Raw genomic sequence first — 18,491 nt, forward strand, 5'->3', positions numbered from 1 at the left:
GGTCATGTGGCGGAGCCACCTGTCCGTTCACGGCGTGCGGCGAGCGTGCGTGCCGGGCGTCGCGACGCCGCGGAGATCCATCAGAAGCCCCCTAGTTCCAGTCGCCGAAGGAGGTGAAGCCGTCGCGGAGCTGGTCGCCCACGCCTTCCAGGTCCTCGGGGAGCAGGCTCCAGACGATGAAGTCGGTGCGTACGTCGGCCCAGGTGCCGTCCTCGGCACGGGCCCGGGCTATGCAGGCGTTGCGCAGCACGCCCTCGCTGATACAGCCGATCTTCTGGGCGACCTGCTGGGAGGCGGTGTTGTCGGCCGCCGTGCGCAGTTCGATGCGCTCGAACTTCTGGTCCCCCAGGAGCCATTGGGCGGTGGCCAGGGCGGCCTCGGAGGCGTAGCCCTCACCGCGTGCCCAGGGGGCGATGATGTACGACAGTTCGGTGGAGCGTATGTGCCAGTTGGTCTTGCCGAGCTGGATGACCCCCACCAGACGCTGGGTGAGGAACTCGGTGACGGCGAAGTCGATTCCGTGTCCCTCGGTGCGCTGCGCGGGGGCGTACTCGGTGATCCAGGTGCGGGCGCCGCTTTCGGTGAACGGCTGGGGGACGGAGGTCCAGGCCGCCACCTGTTCGTCGTTCATCATCGCGGCCAGGGCGACGACGTCGTCTTCGTCGAGGGGACGCAGCACCAACCGCTCCGTGCTGATGGAGATGTTGGGGAAGGTGCTCGTCATCCGCCGCTCCGTAACCTTCGGTGAACCTTCAGGGCATGCTGAACTGCCCAGCATGCAGCATGAAAGCACTCATCCGCATCATGGGGCCCTCCCCCACCGGATGAGGGAGGACCCCGGGTGCGCGGGTGCCGGACGTGGGCTCAGAAGGAGGCGAGCACGGAGCCGGCGTACTCGTCCTGGATGAACTTCTTCACCTCGGGCGAGGTGAGGAGCTTGGCGAGCTTCTTCACGCGCGGGTCGTCCTCGTTGCCCTTCTTCACGGCGAGGAAGTTGCCGTAGGGGTTGTTCTCGGGGGACTCCAGGACGAGGGCGTCCTCGGACGGCTTGAGGTCGGACTCGATGGCGTAGTTGCCGTTGATCACGGCGGCGTCCACGTCGTCGAGGGAGCGCGGGGTCTGGGCCGCCTCCAGCTCCTTGAACTTCAGGTTCCTGGGGTTCTCGGTGATGTCGGAGGGGGTCGCCTCGTTGCCGACGCCGGCCTTGAGGGCGATGAGCCCGTCGGCCGCCAGGAGCTTGAGGGCGCGGGCCTCGTTGACCGTGTCGTTCGGGATGGCGACCGTCGCACCGCTCTTCAGGTCGTCGGCCTTCTCGACCTGGTGGGAGTAGAGGCCGAGCGGCTCCAGGTGCACCGTGACGACGGGCACGATGTCGGTGCCGTTCTTCTTGTTGTAGTCGTCGAGGTACGGCTTGTTCTGGAAGTAGTTGGCGCCGACGGAGCCGTCCTGCGTCGCGGGGTTCTGCGACGTGTAGTCCGTGAACTCCTTGACCTCCAGGTCGAGACCCTCCTTCTTCGCCAGGTTGTCCTTGACGTAGTTGAGGATCTCGGCGTGCGGGACGGGGCTCGCGGCGACGATCAGCGGTCCGGAGGTGTCGGAGGTGTCCTTGCCCGCGCCGCAGGCGCTGAGCCCGAGGGTGAGGGCTCCGGCGGCGAGGACGGCGGTGGTGATCTTGGCGGTGTTACGCACGAAAAGTGCCTTTCCTTATGGCCTTGCGGGTGGTGCGACCCCTGGAATCAGGGGGTGGCGGCGCGAAGCGCCGTCGTTGAGGGGTGGTGACCGGGCGACGGGTGGGCGAACGGGGAGTTCAGGAGGCGGCTTTGAGCAGCCGCAGTTTCGGGGCGGGGTCCGAGTGGGCGCCGCGGCGGTGCAGGGAGCGGGCCGCGTAGTCGCCGGCGAACTGGATGACCGAGATGACGACGGCGAGGATCGCGACGGTGATCCACATCAGCTGCGTCTCGAAGCGCTGGTATCCGTAGCGGATGGCGATGTCGCCGAGGCCTCCGGCGCCGACGGTGCCCGCCATGGCCGAGTAGCCGATGAGGGCGACGATCGTGGTGGTGGTGCTGGAGATCAGCGAGGGCAGGGACTCGGGGACGAGGACCTTGCGGACGACGGTCCAGGTGTTGCCGCCCATGGACTGCACGGCCTCGACGAGTCCGTGGTCCACTTCGCGGACGGCCGTCTCGACCAGGCGCGCGAAGAACGGGATGGCACCGACGGCGAGCGGCACGATGGCGGCCTCGACGCCGATGGTCGTCCCGGTGATCGAGCGGGTGAAGCCCATCAGCGCGACCATCAGGATGATGAACGGCAGGGAGCGGGCGATGTTCACGACCTGCCCGATGACCTTGTTGGCGGCGAGGTTCTGCAGCAGGCCGCCGCGGTCGGTCAGGACCAGCAGGACGCCGAGGGGCAGTCCGCCGACGACGGCGATGAGCGTGGACCAGCCGACCATGTAGAGCGTCTCCCCACACGCCTGCTCCAGCAGGGGCTGCATCTCGGACCAGGTCACTTGGCACTCTCCTTCACCGGTTCGGACTCGTGGCCCAGGACGTCGATCTGGAGGCCCTGTTCGCGCAGGAAGCCGAGGGGCACGACGTTGTCCTCGTGGCGGCCGGGCAGTTCGAGGCGCATCCGGCCGACCTGGAGGCCGCCGACGGTGTCGATGGCGGCGCCGAGGATCGATATGTCGATGTTGTAGGTGCGGGCGAGCTGCGAGATGACGGGCTGGGTGGCGCTCTCGCCCTGGAAGGTGACGTCGACGACGGTGCGGTCCTCGCCGGTGGCCTCGCCGCCCAGCGGGAACAGCGCGGCGGCGAGCTCGGAACCGGGGGTCGCGAGGAGCTCGGTGACCGTGCCCGACTCGACGATGCGCCCGTTCTCCATCAGGGCGGCCGAGTCGCAGACCGACTTCACGACGTCCATCTCGTGGGTGATGAGCAGGACGGTCAGGCCGAGCTGCCGGTTGAGGTCGCGCAGCAGCGCCAGGATGGAGCGGGTGGTCTCCGGGTCCAGGGCGCTGGTGGCCTCGTCGGACAGCAGCACCTCCGGGTCGCCGGCGAGGGCGCGGGCGATGCCGACGCGCTGCTTCTGGCCGCCGGAGAGCTGCGCGGGGTAGACCTTGGCCTTGTCGGCGAGGCCTACCAGGTCGAGCAGCTCCAGCGCCTTGCGGGAACGTTCCTGCCCGGACTTCCCGAGGATCTCCAGCGGCAGCTCGACGTTGTCCTGGACGGTCCGGGAGGACAGCAGGTTGAAGTGCTGGAAGACCATGCCGATGCGGCTGCGCGCCCGGCGCAGTTCCCTTCCGGCGCGCGGGCCGCGGCCGGCCAGGGCGGTGAGGTCCTGCCCGGCGACGGTCACGGTGCCGGAGGTGGGGCGTTCCAGCAGGTTGACGCAGCGGATGAGCGAGGACTTGCCGGCGCCGGACTGGCCGATGACGCCGTACACCTCGCCTTCGCGGACGTGCAGGTCGACGCCGTCCAGGGCGGTGACCTCACGGCCGCGTGCACGGTAGACCTTGGTCAGGTCCGAGGTGGTGATCACTGGGATTCCGTCACTGTCGAGTGCGCGGGCGTGGGTGCGCCCGGGCACAGGTGCGTTCGGTCAGGGACGCGACACGGTTCTCGCTGGGGAGTGGAACCGGGGAGAACAGGTGCGCGGAGCGGCTTCGGGTCACGCGGCGCTCAGGGCGCGCGGACGGGCCGCGTCTCGCTTCGGGGCGCGAGCTCAGGGGGTGGTGCGGGGGCCCTCTAGAAGGCGCACATTCGACACATACGACGAGCACCGGGCGTCATGGTCGCCTCGGTCGCGGGGATGCGGTCGCTCGTCGTGGTCATGTCGTCAGTAAAACATGCGTACGGTCCTGACCTGCCCTCCGCTGTCCGCATGCCGGACAGCGGTGGACGGAGCCGGTGCGTGCTCAGCCGCGCGGGGAGATCTCCAGGCCCCGCTCGGTGACCAGCACGGACAGGGCCGACAGGTTCTCGACGACCAGATCGGCGTGGAGTTCGCGGGCCTGGTGGGTTGTGGTCAACGCCACGGTGGTCATGCCCGCCGCGCGGCCGGCCGTGAGGCCCGCGGGGGCGTCCTCGAAGACGACGCAGTGCGCCGGATCGACGCCGAGCGCGCGGGCGGCGAGCAGGTAGGGCTCGGGGTCGGGCTTGCCGCGGGTGATGTCGTCGGCGGCGACGAGCGTCTTGGGCAGGATGCCGACGGCGTCGAGGCGGGCTTCGGCGAGCCGCCTGGTGGCGGAGGTGACGACGGCCCAGCGGTCGGCCGGCAGGGAGTCGAGGAAGTCGCGGGTGCCCGGCAGCAGGTGCACACCGCCGTTCGGCACGTCGTCCACCTCCAGGCCCTCGATCCGCGCGACGGCCCGCGGCACGACCTCGGCGGGCAGCAGCTCGGCGGCTATCTCGGCAGCCGGCCGGCCGTGCAGCTCGACGCGTGCGAACTCCTCGGCCGTGATCCCGTACTCCCGGGCCCACCGCGTCCAGCAGCGGTCCACCGAGGCGAGGGAGGAGACGAGGGTTCCGTCGTTGTCGAACAGCAGGGCCTGGGCGTGGATCGTCATGCACTCGACCCTACGGCGCAGGCCAGGGCCGGAAGCATCGGGCCTTTTCGGCCGTAATAAGGTCGCAGCATGCTTGATGCCCTGACGCTGGTGACCGGTGTCGCCGCGCTGCTGCTCGCCGCCTGGTGCGGCTGGGCCGCCTACCGTGACCAGCCGACGAAGGACTGGCACTTCATCGGGATGGCCGTGGTCACGCTGCTGTCGCTGATCCAGCTGGTGGTGGGGATCGTGCTGCTGGCGCGGGGCCAGAAGCCGGAGCAGGGCACGACGATCTTCGTGGCGTATCTGCTGGGGGCGTTCGCGTGCGTCCCGGCGGCGGGGTTCATGTCGCTGGCCGAGCGGACCCGGTGGGGTTCGGTGACGGTGGCCGCCGGCGGTGTGGTGCTGGCGGTGCTGGAGGTGCGTCTCTATGACATCTGGGGAGGCTGAGGTGAGCCGGCGGCGGCTGACCAGCGGGCCGGGCACGCTGCTGGTGTGGCTGTACGGCGTGATGGTCGTGGGGGCGGTGTCGCGGTCCGCGTATCAGATCGCGACGGAGTTCGACCGGGCGCCGCTGGCGTACTCGCTGTCGGCGGTGGCCGGTGTCGTGTACGGGTTCATCACGTACTCGCTGGTCCGGGGTGGAGAGACGGCCCGGCGGGCGGCGCTGGTGTGCTGTGTCGCGGAACTGGTGGGCGTGCTGACCGTGGGGGCCTGGACGTTGGCCGAGCCGTCCGCCTTCCCGGACGCGACCGTGTGGTCCGACTTCGGGATGGGGTACCTCTTCATTCCCGTGCTCTTGCCGCTGTCCGCCATCTACTGGCTGCGCAAGGGCGTGCCGCAGGAGGATGCCGCCTGAGACGCCTCAGGCGGCCGCGGGCCCCGGGTGGCCGATCGCGCCCACGCGGCGGGGCCGTACATCGACACAATCCCGCACCCCTGGAGGGGCATTGATCAAGCCGTCGCCGCGTAAGCGCCGGCCGGCTTTTCGAGGACGATCATCGGTACGCCGTCGGCACCCTGGGACGTGCCCACCGTGACGTAGCCGACCTTGCGGTAGAGGCGGAGGTTGCTCTCGCTGCGGTGGCCGGTGTGGAGGCGGAAGCGGATGGCGCCGTGCCGGTCGGTGAGGGCCGCTTCGGCCGCCCGCAGGAGGCGGGCGCCGATGCCGTGACCCTGGAGGCGGGGGTGCACGCAGAGCTTGCCGATCGCGGCGGCACCGTCCTCGGTGACCGAGCCGCGGACCGAGCCGACGACCTCCTCGCCGAGCCGGGCCACGAAGACGCAGTCGCGGGTGACCTCCTCGCGGACCGAGTCGAGGGTTTGGACGAGCGGGTCGATGCGGTAGTTCCCGTACAGCGCCGCCTCCGTCTGGAAGCACAGGTACTGCAGCCTGAAAATCTGCTCCGCGTCCTGCTCGGTCGCCGCAGAGATGGTCACGCTCATGCCCATGTGCGCACGCCTCCCGCTCATCTGATCACCTGTCGTCCCCCACTCCTATCCCCGTCCTCAGTGGGCCGCAACCTCCGGCGTGAGCAATCTCCGCAGACATCCCAGACATCTGGAACGTTCCGGTCCAAGGCTCCCCTGTGAGATACCCAACTCCCCTGCGATTTCCCGGTATGTCAGGTCTTTCGGCGAGAGCAGCGCCTCCAGCAGCCGGGGGCAGCGGCCGGGGAGGCGGCGCACGGCCTCGCGCAGGGCCCGGCCACGGGCGGCGGCGAGGGCGAGTTGTTCGGGGCCATGGCCGCCGTCGTCGACCGGATCACCGGCATACGGCCGTTCGAGACGGCTGGTACGGCGGGTGCGGCGCGCCTCGGAGCGGACGGCGCGGCGAAGCCATTCCTCGGGATCCAGCGGCGGACCCTCGGCGTCGAGGCGTTCCAGCAGACGGAGCCAGACCGCCTGCTCCAGGTCGCCGGGCTCGGTTCCGGTGGAATGCGCCTCCGCGGAGGCCTCGGCGGTGAGCAGCGGGCGCAGGGCGGTGACCAGGTCGTGCGTCATATGCGGAGCGACGCGGCCGCTCGGGCGTCGGGTTGCCCGGGCGGCCGAAGCTCACTCGACCGTGGGGTGTGAGCTCAGGTGTTGACGCCCTCAGCCGTTGAAGTCCGCGCGGGCCAGCAGGCCCGTGTCGGGCTGGTCGGTGAAGACGCCGTCGATGCCGGTCGCGAAGTACGTCCGGTACGCGGCGAAGACGTCACCGTAGGCGTCCGCCTCCGTGCCCTTGCGGAAGTCCGCGGGCAGGAAGGGGTTCTCGTTGCGCATGGTGTACGGGTGCAGGATCAGACCCACCCGGTGCGCGTCGGCGACCAGCCTCGTGGGCCGGGTGAGGTTGCCCTGGGCGTCGCGCGGGATGACCAGGTCCAGGGTCGGGCCGATGCCCTGCGCGTAGGAGGCGATCTCCCGCAGGCCGGCCGGCCTGACCAGGTCGGCGACCGTGCGCGGGTCGCCGGTCTCGACGAAGTCCCAGGGACGGGATTCGGCCGAGGACAACAGGACGACCAGCGGGTTGTCGACGAGCTTGTGCAGGCGCTGGACGCTGGTCGGCTCGAAGGACTGGAGGATGACCGGGGAGGTGCGCCGGTCCTTGCGGTACCTGCGCAGCAGCTTGGCGACGCGCTCCTCCAGCGGCAGGCCCTGCTTGCGGAAGTAGGTGGGGTGCTTGAGTTCGGGGTAGATCCACACCTGCTTGCCGCGCTTGCGGGTCTGCTCGTCCTGCCACCTGAGGACCTCCTCGAAGGTGGGGATCTCCCAGCGGTCGTTGTAGAGGGTGTTGCGCGGGCGGTTGGCCGGGATGCGCTCGATCGCGCGCAGCGTCTTCAGCTCGGCGAGTGTGAAGTCCTCGGTGAACCAGCCGGTGGTGGAGACGCCGTCGAGCAGCTTGGTCTTTTTGCGACCGGCGAACTCGGGGTGGTCGGCGACGTCCGTGGTGCCGCCGATCTCGGGCTCGTGACGGCAGACCAGGTGCCCGTCCCTGGTCGGCACCAGGTCGCCGGCCTCGATGATGTCGGCACCCATGTCGAGGGCCAGCTGGTAGGAACCGAAGGTGTGCTCCGGGCGGTAGCCGCTGGCCCCGCGGTGGCCGATGATCGTCGGCTTGGGCAGGCTCCGCACGCCGCCGCCGTGCCGGGCGCCGTCGGCTCGTGCCGTGCCGGCCATGCCGAGGACCGCGCCGCCGGCACCCAGCACCGCTGCGCCGAGCAGGGCCCGCCGTCCGGTACCGCTCGTTTCTTCGTTCGACTCCTGCGTTCCCATGAGCGCCCTCCCTGAACGTTCGGCTCGTCAGTGCGCGCTGATCGTAGGGGCGCGTACATGACCGGCGGGAGACCTCGGGCGGAACACGCGGGTGATGTCGGATGTCGTCGTGACCGGCGGGAAGGATGAGTTGACGGTTCGTCGCGTCTGCTCGATTCGGTCCGCCCGTTCTGGGAACGTGTGCGGTGTGCCCGGGCGATGTGCGTCACATCGTGTCGGCCGCGTTACGCCTCGTCGGCGGCGCGCCACCGCAGGTGAACACGCGTCAACCGTGCGTAAGGCCTCGGTGAAGTCGCCGTGCCCGATGTGCGCGATGCCCGGGGCCACGAGTATCGTCCTCACCTGCACAGACTCATACAGAATCCCTTGAACCGGAGGGTCCGTTGTCCCGCTTCGCGCTCATCAAGGCAGTGCTCGGCCCGATCATGCGCCTGATGTTCCGCCCACAGGTGGAGGGTGCGGAGCACATTCCGGGCACTGGCCCGGTCATCCTGGCCGGCAACCACCTGACGTTCATCGACTCGATGATCCTGCCGCTGGTCTGCGACCGTCAGGTCGTGTTCATCGGCAAGGACGAGTACGTGACCGGAAAGGGCCTCAAGGGCAGGCTGATGGCCTGGTTCTTCACGGGCGTCGGCATGATCCCGGTGGATCGCGACGGCGGCCGGGGTGGTGTCGCGGCGCTGATGACCGGCCGTCGCGTGCTGGAGGAGGGCCGCATGTTCGGGATCTACCCGGAGGGGACGCGGTCGCCCGACGGGCGCCTGTACCGGGGGCGGACGGGCATCGCCCGGCTGACCCTGATGACGGGTGCGCCCGTCGTGCCCTTCGCCATGATCGGCACCGACAAGCTGCAGCCGGGCGGTGCGGGACTCCCCCGTCCCGGCAAGGTCACCGTGCGGTTCGGTGAGGCGATGGAGTTCTCCCGGTACGAGGGGATGGACCGGGACCGCTATGTGCTGCGGGCGGTGACCGACTCGGTGATGACCGAGGTCATGCGGCTGTCCGGGCAGGAGTACGTGGACATGTACGCGAGCAAGGCGAAGGAAGCGGCGTAGGTTCGCCGGGGCGCGGGCCTGACTTCGGGCGGCCGGGATCGTGGGCGGCTGCGGGATCGTGGGCGGCTGCGGGTTGCGGGGGGGCGCGGGTTGCGGGGGGCTGATCATGGGGTTTTACCGCGCCCCTGAGGCGCCTGGCCCTCAAGCGTGTTTCGTCGTGCCGCCTTCCAGCTTCTGGCCCCGTAGCAGGAACCACGCCGCCACCGCCGCCGCCAGGAGCACCGCCGCTCCGACGCCCGCCGCGAGGGCCAGACCGTCGACGAAGGACGTGCGGGCCGCGTCCAGCATCGTCGCGGCGCTGTGGGCGGGCATGCCCCCGGCCGCCTCGACGGCGCCGCCCAGCGACTCGTGGGCCGCGGCGGGTGTACCGGCGGGGCCGGTGAAGTCGCGGTAGACGCCGGTCACGATCGAGCCGAGTGCGGCGATACCGAGCGCGGCACCGAGTTCGTACGCCGTCTCGGAGACGGCGGACGCGGAGCCCGCCTGCTCCTTGGGCACGCTGGAGAGGATCACGTCGGCGGTCACCGTGAACGAGAATCCCGCGCCGACGCCGACCACCAGCAGCGCGGTCCCGAGCAGCGGGTAGCCGGTGGACTGGCCGAGCACGGTGAGCGCGGCGAGCGCGAGGCCGATGGCCGCGAGGCCCCCGGCGACGACGGCCCGCACCGAGAAGCGCCGGGCCGCACGCCCCGCGAGCAGTCCGGCCACCACCGCGCCGACCGCTGCGGGCAGTTCCGCCAGACCGGCCTCGAACGGACGCCTGCCCTGCACGAGTTGCAGGTACTGGGACAGGAAGAACACCAGCCCGGACAGGCCGAGGATGGTCAGCAGGTCGGCCAGCACCGCCCCGCTGAAGCCGCGGTTACGGAACAGCCGCATGTCCAGCAGCGGGACCGGCAGCCTGAGCTGACGGCGGACGAACCCGTACAGGGCCGCCGCGCCCAGCAGGCCAGCGGCCAGGGTGCTCCAGGCGAAACCGTGGGTGGCGGCCTCCTTGATCGCGTAGACCACGCCGATCATGCCGAGCAGCGACAGCACGACGCTGACCAGGTCCCAGGGGCCGGGGTTCGCGGTGCGCGACTCGGGCAGCAGCTTGATCCCGACGACGACCAGCACGGCCATCACGGGCAGGTTGATGAGGAAGACGGAGCCCCACCAGAAGTGCTCCAGCAGCAACCCGCCGACGATCGGGCCGACGGCCGTACCGGCGGAGGCGGTGGCGCCCCAGATGCCGACGGCCAGGCTGCGTTCGCGCGGGTCGTTGAAGAGGTTGCGGATCAGGGCGAGCGTGGCCGGCATCAGGGTGGCGCCCGCGACGCCGAGCAGCGCCCGCGCGACGATCATCGTCTCGGGGGTCGTGGCGTAGGCGTTGAACACGGATATCGCGCCGAACGCCGTGGCACCGGCCAGCAGGATCCGCTTGCGGCCGATCCGGTCGCCGAGGCTGCCCATGGAGACCAGCAGGCCGGCGATGACGAACGAGTAGACGTCGCCGATCCACAGCAACTGGGTGCCGGAGGGCTTGAGGTCCTCGCTGATGTAGGGGGTCGCGAGACCGAGGACGGTCGCGTCGACGGCCACCAGCAGCACGGCGAGCACGAGCACGCCGAGCGCGAGCCAGCGGCCCGGGCGCTCCACCGCCTCGGTGCGGTCCGCCGCCTGCAGGGTGCTGGTCATGATTCCTCTCTCCTGACCGCGCCGCCGAGCAGCAGCTCGACGATCATGTGCTGGAAGTCCTTGGGTGCGCCTTTGCCGCTGTGCACCATCCAGGCGCCGGAGGCCATCAGGCCGTACAGCGCCTCGGTGAGCCAGGCGGGCGTGAGGTCGATGCGGAACTCTCCGCTGTGCTGGCCGCGCCGGAACAGGGCGGAGATCCGGTCGTCGATCCTGGTCCAGCCCGCGTTCTGCTCCTCGCCCTCGAAGAGCTGGTTCTCGGTGTAGAGGAACGCGAGCAGCCCGGCGGCGGGCTCGATGGCACCGACCAGCCGGCGTACGGCCTCGCTCGCGGTGCCCTCGTCGAGCCGGGCCGCGTCCAGGGCGGCCTCGCACTCCGCGATGCCGAGCTCCTCCAGCGCCCGGACGAGCGCGTCACGTCCGGCGAAGTGCCGGTGCAGCGTGGCCCGGCTGATTCCGGCGGCCTTGGCGACCTCGTCCATCGTCGCGGTGGATTTGCGGGTCAGCAGGGCGGCGGCGGCGCGCAGCATGTGCTCAGGGTCGACAGCCATGAGACAACCATAAGGCATATGAGACAGTGCCGTCTCATTCGGGGTGTGGGTGCCCCATGGGTGCTTCATGGTTGCCGTGCTGCCGTACTGCCGTGCCGCTGTGCGGAAAGGGGTGATCAGTGCCAGGGCAGCTGCCCGCGCCGTTCCCAGTACGTGTGCGGCTCCTCCACGAGCGTGGCGAGGCGGGCCAGCTGGTCGTCGTCGAGATCGACCACCGCGGCGTGCAGGTTAGAGGCGAGCTGGGCGGTGGTGGCCGCGCCGGAGAGGACGACACCGGCCCAGGGCTGCCGGAGGATCACGGCCAGGGCGACCGCGTCGCAGCCCAGCCCGGTCCGCTCGGCGATCTCCTTGAGGGCGTCCGGGGCGTGCGGCCCCGCGAGGCGGCCGTTGGCCATGCCCTCCTTGACGATCACGGTGAGTCCGGCGTCGTGCGCCTCGGCGAGGGCGGGGCCGGCGGAGGTCTCCAGCGCGTTGTACGTGGACTGCACGGTACGGAAGAGGGGTTCGCCGTCGACCGTCACGGCCAGGGCCGCGCGGATCGCCTGCGACTGGGCGGGGCCGCTGGTGGAGAAGCCGACGGTGAGGCCCCGAGCGGCGGCTTCGGCGAGCTTCGCGTGCAGTTCCTTGTCGGTGAGGGCGGGGCTGTCCGGGGTCACCGAGTGGATCTGGTAGAGGTCGAGCCGGTCGCCGAGCAGGGCGTCGCTCTCCGCCCGCTGCCGTTCGTAGGTGGCGAGGCTGTGGTCCTTGACCTCGTGCTTCTCGGCGTCGGTGGACCAGCCGGCGGTGTAGGTGTAACCCCACTTGCTGCCCACGACGATGTCGTCGAGGCCGGGCCTGCCCTTGAGCCAGTCGGCGAGGAACTCCTCGGAGCGGCCGTAGGAGCGGGCGGCGTCGAAGTAGCGGACGCCTTGGGCGTAGGCGGCGTCGAGGAGTTCGTGGGTGCGGGCGCGCAGCGCCTCGACGCCGCGGTCCTGTCCGAGGTCTTCGTCCCGGCCGAGGTTGATGTAGCCGGGGCGTCCGACGGCGGCGAGGCCCAGGCCGATGTGGCATGTGGGGGTCGTTGCTGAGGCCAGGCGGGCGAAGGGCATCGCGGGCTCCGTTCGGTCGGCTGCTGACGACCAACGTAACCCCCGCGATGACCTTCGCCTCAGAGCTCGGGTCCCGCTGTGTTGCGGCGGGTGCGGGTGGCGCGGAACGTGTCGCGCGGTTCCCCGCGTCCCTCGGGTCCGTTCCCCTCAGCCCTGCCTCTTGGCCACAGCCCATTCATGCTGCGCCGCCACGTCGGCCTTCACCTCGGCCAGCTGCACTGCCACCGCGCTCGGGGCCGTGCCACCCCTGCCGTCGCGGGAGGCCAGGGCGCCGGGGACGTTGAGAACCGTGCGGACCTCGGGGGTGAGGTGGGCGGAGATCTTGGCGAACTGCTCGTCCGTCAGCTCGTCCAGCTCCTTGCCCTCGGCCTCGGCGACCTTCACGCACTCGCCGGCGACCTCGTGGGCCACGCGGAACGGGACGCCCTGCTTGACCAGCCACTCGGCGATGTCCGTGGCGAGGGAGAAGCCGGCCGGGGCCAGTTCCTCCATGCGCTCGCGGTGGACGGTGAGGGTGGCCATCATGCCGGTGAAGGCCGGGAGCAGGACCTCCAGCTGGTCGATGGAGTCGAAGACCGGCTCCTTGTCCTCCTGGAGGTCGCGGTTGTACGCGAGCGGGAGGGCCTTGAGGGTGGCCATCAGGCCCGTCAGATTGCCGATGAGGCGTCCGCTCTTGCCGCGGGCCAGCTCCGCGATGTCCGGGTTCTTCTTCTGCGGCATGATCGACGAGCCCGTCGAGAACGCGTCGTGCAGGGTCACGAAGGAGAACTCCTTCGTGTTCCAGAGGATGATCTCCTCGGCGATCCGGGAGAGGTTGACCCCGATCATCGCCGTGATGAAGGCGAACTCGGCGACGAAGTCACGGGAAGCCGTGCCGTCGATCGAGTTGCCGACGCTGCCGTGCTCGAATCCGAGATCCTTCGCCACCGCCTCCGGGTCCAGTCCGAGGGAGGAGCCCGCCAGGGCGCCCGAGCCGTAGGGCGAGACCGCCGTGCGCGCGTCCCACTGGCGCAGCCGCTCGGCGTCCCGGGAGAGGGACTGGACGTGGGCCAGGACGTGATGGGCGAACAGGACGGGCTGGGCGTGCTGGAGGTGGGTGCGGCCGGGCATGGCCACGTCCGGGTGGGCCTCGGCGAGGCCGATCAGCGCGTCCTGCAGCTCGGCGATCAGACCGCCGACGATCCGGGCGTGGTCGCGCAGATACATCCGGAAGAGGGTGGCGACCTGGTCGTTGCGGGAGCGGCCGGCGCGCAGCTTGCCGCCGAGGTCGGGGCCGAGGCGCTCCAGGAGGCCGCGCTCCAGGGCGGTGTGGACGTCCTCGTCGGCGACCGTGCCCACGAAGGAACCGTCGGCGACGTCGCCCTCCAGCCGGTCCAGCCCGGCGATCATGCGGGTCAGCTCGTCGTCCGTGAGCAGACCGGCCTTGTGCAGCACGCGGGCGTGAGCGCGCGAACCGGCGATGTCGTACGGCGCGAGCCGCCAGTCGAAGTGGACGGACGCGGACAGCTTCGCCAGCGCCTCGGCGGGACCGTCCGCGAAACGACCGCCCCAGAGCCGGACGTCACCGCTGTTGCTGCTCACCTGCGTGCTCCTCAAGGGGTGTGGATGTGCCTCACCGTCATGCATGAGTATGCAGAGTTCTGCATGATTCGTCAATTCAGCAGAGCCGAGGAGCGGTTTCCGGTCAAGAGAGAGGAATTTGAAGATCCTTTGAACGCGGGAAACCGCTTGCCCGTACCTCTCGCCGAACGCAGGCGCCGCGTTACGACACCGACGACACCCCCGACCCCTAGTGAGGCATCCGCATGTCCAGGGCTCTTCCGAAGTACAACAAGCGTCGCGTCACGTTCATCGGCGGCGCCGCCGCGGTGGCACTGTCCGGCACGGTGATCGCCGGCTTCGCCCTCGCCGGGGAGACGCCCGACAGCGGTGGCGCGAGCGCGCGGACGCTGGCGGGCCCCGGCGCCATCACCTGCCCGGACGTCACGGGCCAGCTGCCCGCGGTCCCCGCCTCGGCGAAGGCGGAGGTCGACAGCAACCTCGCCCAGCTGAACACGCAGATCCAGGAGGCCAACAAGCGCCTGGTCGACACCGTCGGCCAGGGCGGGCCCAACTTCGTCCAGAACGCCATCCTCGGCCCCCTGGAGGACAAGCGCGTCGCGGCCCTGAACCGCATCGAGACCGCGATCGGGCGAGCCGCCGCGAAGCCCGAGGGTCTGGAGGCCTTCGCCGCCTGCCGGCTGAACGCCGACGGTGGCGCCGGGGCGGGCGCGGCTGCGGGCGGCGAGGCGGACGCCGGTGCGGAGGCGGGTGCGGGCGCCGGGGCCGGAGCCGGGGCTGGTGCCGAAGAGGGCGGCGCGGGCGCCGGGGCAGGTGCCGGCGCGGGTGCCGAAGAGGGCGGCGCGGGTGCGGGTGCGGGTGCGGGTGCGGGCGAGGCGGGGAACGCCGGGGCCGGCACGATCAGCTGCCCGGACGTCGCCTCCCGACTGCCGGCGATCCCCGCCTCGGCCCAGGCCGAGGTCGACCGGAACCTCGGGCAGCTGAACACACAGATCCAGGAGGCCAACAAGCGCTTGGTCGACACCGTCGGCCAGGGCGGGCCCAACTTCGTCCAGAACGCCATCCTCGGCCCGCTGGAGGACAAGCGCGTCGCGGCGATCAACCGCATCGCCACCGCCATCGGCCGCACGGCCGAGCGTCCGGCCGGACTGGACTCCCTGGCCGCCTGCACGCTCACCAAGTGAGGTGACAGGCGCTGTGGCCGCCCTGTGGGAGCGCCGGCCGGGGCGGCCACGGACGACGCCTGCTTGCGGGATCCGGCAGAGGTGACCGGATTCCGCAATTCCTTAGACCGTCGAAAGATCTGCGACCATAATCGTTCGACATGGGAAAGACCTATGAGCGCATAGACGGCCGGCTCCGCACGTTCATCGAGGCGCAGCCGGTCTTCTTCACCGCCACCGCCCCCCTGGCCGCCGACGGCACGGTCAACCTCTCACCCAAGGGGCTCACCGGCTCCTTCGCGGTGCTCGACGAGCTCACGGTGGCCTACCTCGACTTCGCCGGTTCCAACGCCGAGACCATCGCCCATCTCCGGGAGAACGGGCGGATCACCCTGATGTGGTGCGCCTTCCAGGGCCCGCCGAACATCGTCCGCGTGCACGGCAGGGGTGAGCCGGTCTTCCGCGACGACCCCCGTTTCGGGGAACTGCTCGCGCACTTCCCGGACATCGACCCGACGCAGCACGGCCTGCGCGCGATCATCGTCGTCACCGCCGAACTCGTCCGCGACACCTGCGGGTACGGGGTGCCCTTCATGGCGTACGAGGAGGACCGGGACCTGCACGGCAAGCGGTTCGCCCGTGAGGACGACGCATCGCTCAGCGCGTACTTCAGCAAGAAGGAGCACATCGCCAGCAGCCTGGACGGACTACCCGGGCTGCCGTTGCCGCTGCCTCCCTCTACGGTCTGAGGCATGCGCCCCGGTGCCGTCGCCCTCGCCGTCTCCTCCCTGATCGTGCTCGGCGCCGGGCCGCCCGCCCACGCGCCACCGCTGCCGGCCCGGATGGCGGACACCGGTGGCGGCACCCAGCTGATCACCGCGGTGGCCCCGGAGCGGTCCTCGACCACGGGCACGGTCAGCTGGTGGGACCGCGGCGGGGACGGACGCTGGGTGAAGAGGGGCTCCGCGCCCGCCCGTTTCGGAGCGAACGGGCTCGCCGCGGGCGCCTCCCGCAAGCAGGGCACCAGCACCACACCCACCGGCCTCTACGGCCTGCCGTACGCCTTCGGCATCAAGGCGGCACCGCGCGGGACGGCGTACGGCTACCGCAGGGTGCACCGGGACTCCTGGTGGTGCCAGGACAACGACTCCCGCTCCTACAACCGCTGGAGCGAGCCGCGCGCGGCCGACTGCCGGGCCGCCGAGGCCGAGCAGCTGATCACCTACCGCGCCCAGTACGCACACGCGCTCGTCATCGGCTTCAACTACGAGCGTCCCGTGCGGGGGCGCGGCGCCGGCATCTTCCTCCACGTCAACGGGCGGGGCGCGACGGCCGGTTGCGTGTCCGTGTCCGAGGACGCGATGCGGCGGATCCTGACCTGGGCCGACCCCGCGCGGCGGCCGCACATCGCCGTCGGCACGACAAGCGGGAAGACGGCCGTCACGCGTCTGTGACGGTGCGCCGGCCGTGTCCGTGTTACCAGCGGTCACTCCTGTTCGCAGCCGACTCGGGACGCGGCTGAACACTCCCGTCTCGCGGCACGTATCTGTGGGCCAAGGGTCAAGTCCCCACGGAGGAACCGTGACCACCACGCTCGCAGGCGGACGTGCCGCCCGCCGCCAGACGATGCGCCGCATCCGCCCGCGCCGCTCCCCGGCCGTCCCGCTGCTGATCGCCCTGTGGGCCGGTGCGGCGGCCGTGCTGTGGCTGTGGTGGGACAACACACCGGCCCTCGCGGACACCACGAGCAAGATCCTGGCCGCCGGCCGGATCACCGGCCTGCTCGCCGGTTACCTCATGGCACTCGTGGTGCTCCAGATGGCCCGGGTGCCCGCGCTGGAGCGCCGGGTGGGCACCGACCGGGTCGCGCGCTGGCACGCCATGACCGGCCGCTACACGCTCTGCCTGGTCCTGGCCCATGTCTTCCTGATCATGTGGGGCTACGCCCTGCAGGCGGGCAAGGGGCTCGGCGACATCGTCCAGCAGACGACCGACTCCATCAACCAGCTGCCCGACATGGGCAAGGCCGCCATCGGCACGGGCCTGCTGTTCCTCATCGGGATCCTGTCGATCGGCGGGGTGCGCCGCCTGATCGGCTACGACACCTGGTACCACGTGCACCTGCTCACGTACGCGGCGGTGTACCTGACGTTCTGGCACCAGATCACGACCGGCAACGAGTTCGCCGTCGAGCCGACGGCCAAGACCTTCTGGTACGGGCTGTACGGCGTGGTGACCGCGCTGGTCGTCTGGTACCGGATCCTCACGCCGATCCGGCTGAACCTGCGGCACCGCATGCGGGTGGCGGCGGTCATCGAGGAGACCCCCGGGATCGTGTCCGTGCTGATCAGCGGCCGCAAGCTGCACCGGATGGGCGCCGAGGCCGGGCACTTCTTCCGCTGGCGGTTCATGGCGCCGGGGATGCGCTTCAGTTCGCACCCGTACTCGCTGTCCGCGGCGCCCCGCCCGGACATGCTGCGGATCACGGTCAAGGCGATCGGTGACCACACCTCCCGGCTGCGTGATCTCGAACCCGGCACCAAGGTGTGGGCCGAGGGCCCGTACGGCGCGATGACCGCCCAGCGCCGCAGCCGCGGCAAGGTGCTGCTGGTCGCGGGTGGTGTGGGCATCACCCCGATGCGGGCGCTGTTCGAGACGCTGCCGGGCGCGTCCGGCGACATCACCCTTCTCTACCGGGCCAACACCACGCAGGACCTGGCGCTGTGGGGCGAACTCGCCAAGATCGCCGACGAGCGCGGCGCGCGGCTGATGTACGCGGTCAACAGCCCGGACGGGGAACGCCCCGACATCTCCGCCGAGTCCCTCCGGCGGAAGATCCCGGACATCGACGACCACGACGTCTTCATGTGCGGGCCGCCCGGCTTCGCGCAGTCCGTCTACGAGGCACTGCGCGGCGCGGGAGTACCCGCCCGCCGTATCCATCACGAGTCGTTCGAGATGTGAGCGACGGGACACCAACGGCCCTTCAGGAGTTTGGGAAACGATGAGGAAGTCTCACCCCGTACGGCGCGCCGTGCTCGCCGGCGCAGCCACCGTCTCCGGGATCGTGCTTCTGCTGTCCCTGAAGCCGGCCTCCGACCCGGGCTCGGCCCAGGCTGCGGGGCAGGCACCGCCCGCGGCGGCCGGGCAGGCACCGCAGGGCGGCGTGAACGGTGCGGTCACCGGTGACGCGGCGCAGACGCAGTACGGTGCGGTGCAGGTCCGCCTGACGATGAGCAACGGCAGGATCACCCGGGCCGAGGCGGTGCAGACGCCCAAGGGCGGTCGCAGCGACCAGATCACCGCGAGTTCGGTGCCGCGCCTCAACCAGGCGGTGGTCGCGGCGCAGAGCGCGGAGATCGACGCGGTCTCGGGCGCCACGTACACCAGCGCCGGCTACAAGAAGTCCCTCCAGTCGGCCCTGGACAAGGCGAAGGCGTCGGCCGGAGCGCAGCAGGGGGCGGGGGGTGACGCGCAGACGCTGACCGGTGATGTCGCGCAGACGCAGTACGGCCCGGTGCAGGTGCGGGTGACCGTCTCCGGCGGGAAGATCACCAAGGCGGAAGCGGTCCAGGCCCCCAAGGGCGGCC

General features: G+C 70.7%; 20 protein-coding genes. 8 read left to right on the forward strand and 12 right to left on the reverse strand.

The window, feature by feature from the left end; genetic code table 11:
* Positions 1-91: 91 nt before the first annotated feature.
* The 5 genes from ABTX62_RS32375 to ABTX62_RS32395 form a co-directional block, all read right to left on the reverse strand.
* A complete protein-coding gene (locus ABTX62_RS32375; protein ID WP_352119507.1) occupies positions 92-724 on the reverse strand; it encodes a GNAT family N-acetyltransferase in 633 nt (210 codons plus the stop codon).
* 140 nt (positions 725-864) lie between these two features.
* Complete coding sequence (locus tag ABTX62_RS32380; RefSeq protein WP_352119508.1) at positions 865-1,689, reverse strand: MetQ/NlpA family ABC transporter substrate-binding protein; 825 nt, start codon at positions 1,687-1,689, stop codon at positions 865-867.
* Positions 1,690-1,807: 118 nt separating this feature from the next.
* Positions 1,808-2,515: a methionine ABC transporter permease gene (locus tag ABTX62_RS32385; protein ID WP_352119509.1), complete on the reverse strand. Its 708-nt coding sequence runs from the start codon at positions 2,513-2,515 to the stop codon at positions 1,808-1,810.
* Positions 2,512-3,546: a methionine ABC transporter ATP-binding protein gene (locus tag ABTX62_RS32390; protein WP_352119510.1), complete on the reverse strand. Its 1,035-nt coding sequence runs from the start codon at positions 3,544-3,546 to the stop codon at positions 2,512-2,514. Before ABTX62_RS32390 ends, ABTX62_RS32385 begins: the two co-directional genes overlap by 4 nt.
* 376 nt (positions 3,547-3,922) lie before the next feature.
* On the reverse strand, positions 3,923-4,573 hold the full coding sequence (locus ABTX62_RS32395; RefSeq protein WP_352119511.1) for an HAD family hydrolase: 651 nt from the start codon (positions 4,571-4,573) through the stop codon (positions 3,923-3,925).
* A gap of 69 nt (positions 4,574-4,642) precedes the next feature.
* Here ABTX62_RS32395 and ABTX62_RS32400 point away from each other — a divergent pair, with 69 nt between their 5' ends.
* Together ABTX62_RS32400 and ABTX62_RS32405 are read left to right on the forward strand one after the other, a co-directional pair.
* Positions 4,643-5,002: a hypothetical protein gene (locus tag ABTX62_RS32400; protein ID WP_283971833.1), complete on the forward strand. Its 360-nt coding sequence runs from the start codon at positions 4,643-4,645 to the stop codon at positions 5,000-5,002.
* Positions 4,983-5,411 carry a hypothetical protein gene (locus ABTX62_RS32405; RefSeq protein WP_352119512.1) on the forward strand — a complete coding sequence of 143 codons (429 nt, stop codon included), beginning with the start codon at positions 4,983-4,985 and terminating at the stop codon, positions 5,409-5,411. Before ABTX62_RS32400 ends, ABTX62_RS32405 begins: the two co-directional genes overlap by 20 nt.
* A gap of 95 nt (positions 5,412-5,506) precedes the next feature.
* Here the strand turns inward: ABTX62_RS32405 and ABTX62_RS32410 are convergent, their stop codons facing one another.
* The 3 genes from ABTX62_RS32410 to ABTX62_RS32420 form a co-directional block, all read right to left on the reverse strand.
* Complete coding sequence (locus ABTX62_RS32410) at positions 5,507-6,004, reverse strand: GNAT family N-acetyltransferase (protein WP_352119545.1); 498 nt, start codon at positions 6,002-6,004, stop codon at positions 5,507-5,509.
* A gap of 57 nt (positions 6,005-6,061) precedes the next feature.
* A complete protein-coding gene (locus ABTX62_RS32415) occupies positions 6,062-6,556 on the reverse strand; it encodes an RNA polymerase sigma factor (RefSeq protein WP_352119513.1) in 495 nt (164 codons plus the stop codon).
* Between the two features lie 90 nt (positions 6,557-6,646).
* Positions 6,647-7,807: a glycerophosphodiester phosphodiesterase gene (locus ABTX62_RS32420; protein WP_352119514.1), complete on the reverse strand. Its 1,161-nt coding sequence runs from the start codon at positions 7,805-7,807 to the stop codon at positions 6,647-6,649.
* A gap of 383 nt (positions 7,808-8,190) precedes the next feature.
* Between ABTX62_RS32420 and ABTX62_RS32425 the strand changes: the two genes are divergently transcribed.
* A complete protein-coding gene (locus ABTX62_RS32425; RefSeq protein WP_030842933.1) occupies positions 8,191-8,865 on the forward strand; it encodes a lysophospholipid acyltransferase family protein in 675 nt (224 codons plus the stop codon).
* Positions 8,866-9,006: 141 nt separating this feature from the next.
* Here ABTX62_RS32425 and ABTX62_RS32430 read toward each other — a convergent pair whose 3' ends face one another.
* From ABTX62_RS32430 to argH, 4 genes are all read right to left on the reverse strand, one after another.
* On the reverse strand, positions 9,007-10,542 hold the full coding sequence (locus ABTX62_RS32430; RefSeq protein WP_352119515.1) for an MFS transporter: 1,536 nt from the start codon (positions 10,540-10,542) through the stop codon (positions 9,007-9,009).
* Entirely contained in the window at positions 10,539-11,090 is a 552-nt protein-coding gene (locus ABTX62_RS32435) for a TetR/AcrR family transcriptional regulator (RefSeq protein WP_352119516.1), read from the reverse strand. Before ABTX62_RS32435 ends, ABTX62_RS32430 begins: the two co-directional genes overlap by 4 nt.
* A gap of 116 nt (positions 11,091-11,206) precedes the next feature.
* Positions 11,207-12,178, reverse strand: a complete 972-nt coding sequence (locus ABTX62_RS32440) for an aldo/keto reductase (protein ID WP_352119517.1) — start codon at positions 12,176-12,178, stop codon at positions 11,207-11,209.
* Between the two features lie 147 nt (positions 12,179-12,325).
* Entirely contained in the window at positions 12,326-13,759 is a 1,434-nt protein-coding gene (gene argH, locus ABTX62_RS32445) for an argininosuccinate lyase (protein WP_352119518.1), read from the reverse strand.
* 224 nt (positions 13,760-13,983) lie between these two features.
* On the opposite strand from argH, the gene ABTX62_RS32450 reads away from it, so the two are divergent.
* From ABTX62_RS32450 to ABTX62_RS32470, 5 genes are all read left to right on the forward strand, one after another.
* Positions 13,984-14,922, forward strand: a complete 939-nt coding sequence (locus tag ABTX62_RS32450; RefSeq protein ID WP_352119519.1) for a hypothetical protein — start codon at positions 13,984-13,986, stop codon at positions 14,920-14,922.
* Positions 14,923-15,062: 140 nt separating this feature from the next.
* The gene (locus ABTX62_RS32455; protein ID WP_184844025.1) at positions 15,063-15,650 is read left to right on the forward strand and encodes a pyridoxamine 5'-phosphate oxidase family protein; all 588 of its coding nucleotides are present in this window, start codon (positions 15,063-15,065) and stop codon (positions 15,648-15,650) included.
* A gap of 3 nt (positions 15,651-15,653) precedes the next feature.
* On the forward strand, positions 15,654-16,355 hold the full coding sequence (locus tag ABTX62_RS32460; RefSeq protein ID WP_352119520.1) for a L,D-transpeptidase family protein: 702 nt from the start codon (positions 15,654-15,656) through the stop codon (positions 16,353-16,355).
* A 127-nt stretch (positions 16,356-16,482) separates the two neighbouring features.
* On the forward strand, positions 16,483-17,865 hold the full coding sequence (locus ABTX62_RS32465) for a ferredoxin reductase family protein (protein ID WP_352119521.1): 1,383 nt from the start codon (positions 16,483-16,485) through the stop codon (positions 17,863-17,865).
* Positions 17,866-17,905: 40 nt separating this feature from the next.
* Positions 17,906-18,491 (forward strand): FMN-binding protein (locus ABTX62_RS32470; protein ID WP_352119522.1); only part of this gene is annotated, 586 nt, incomplete at its 3' end.

The sequence above is a fragment of the Streptomyces sp. NPDC096046 genome, from assembly GCF_040303285.1.
In the GTDB taxonomy this organism is placed as follows: domain Bacteria; phylum Actinomycetota; class Actinomycetes; order Streptomycetales; family Streptomycetaceae; genus Streptomyces.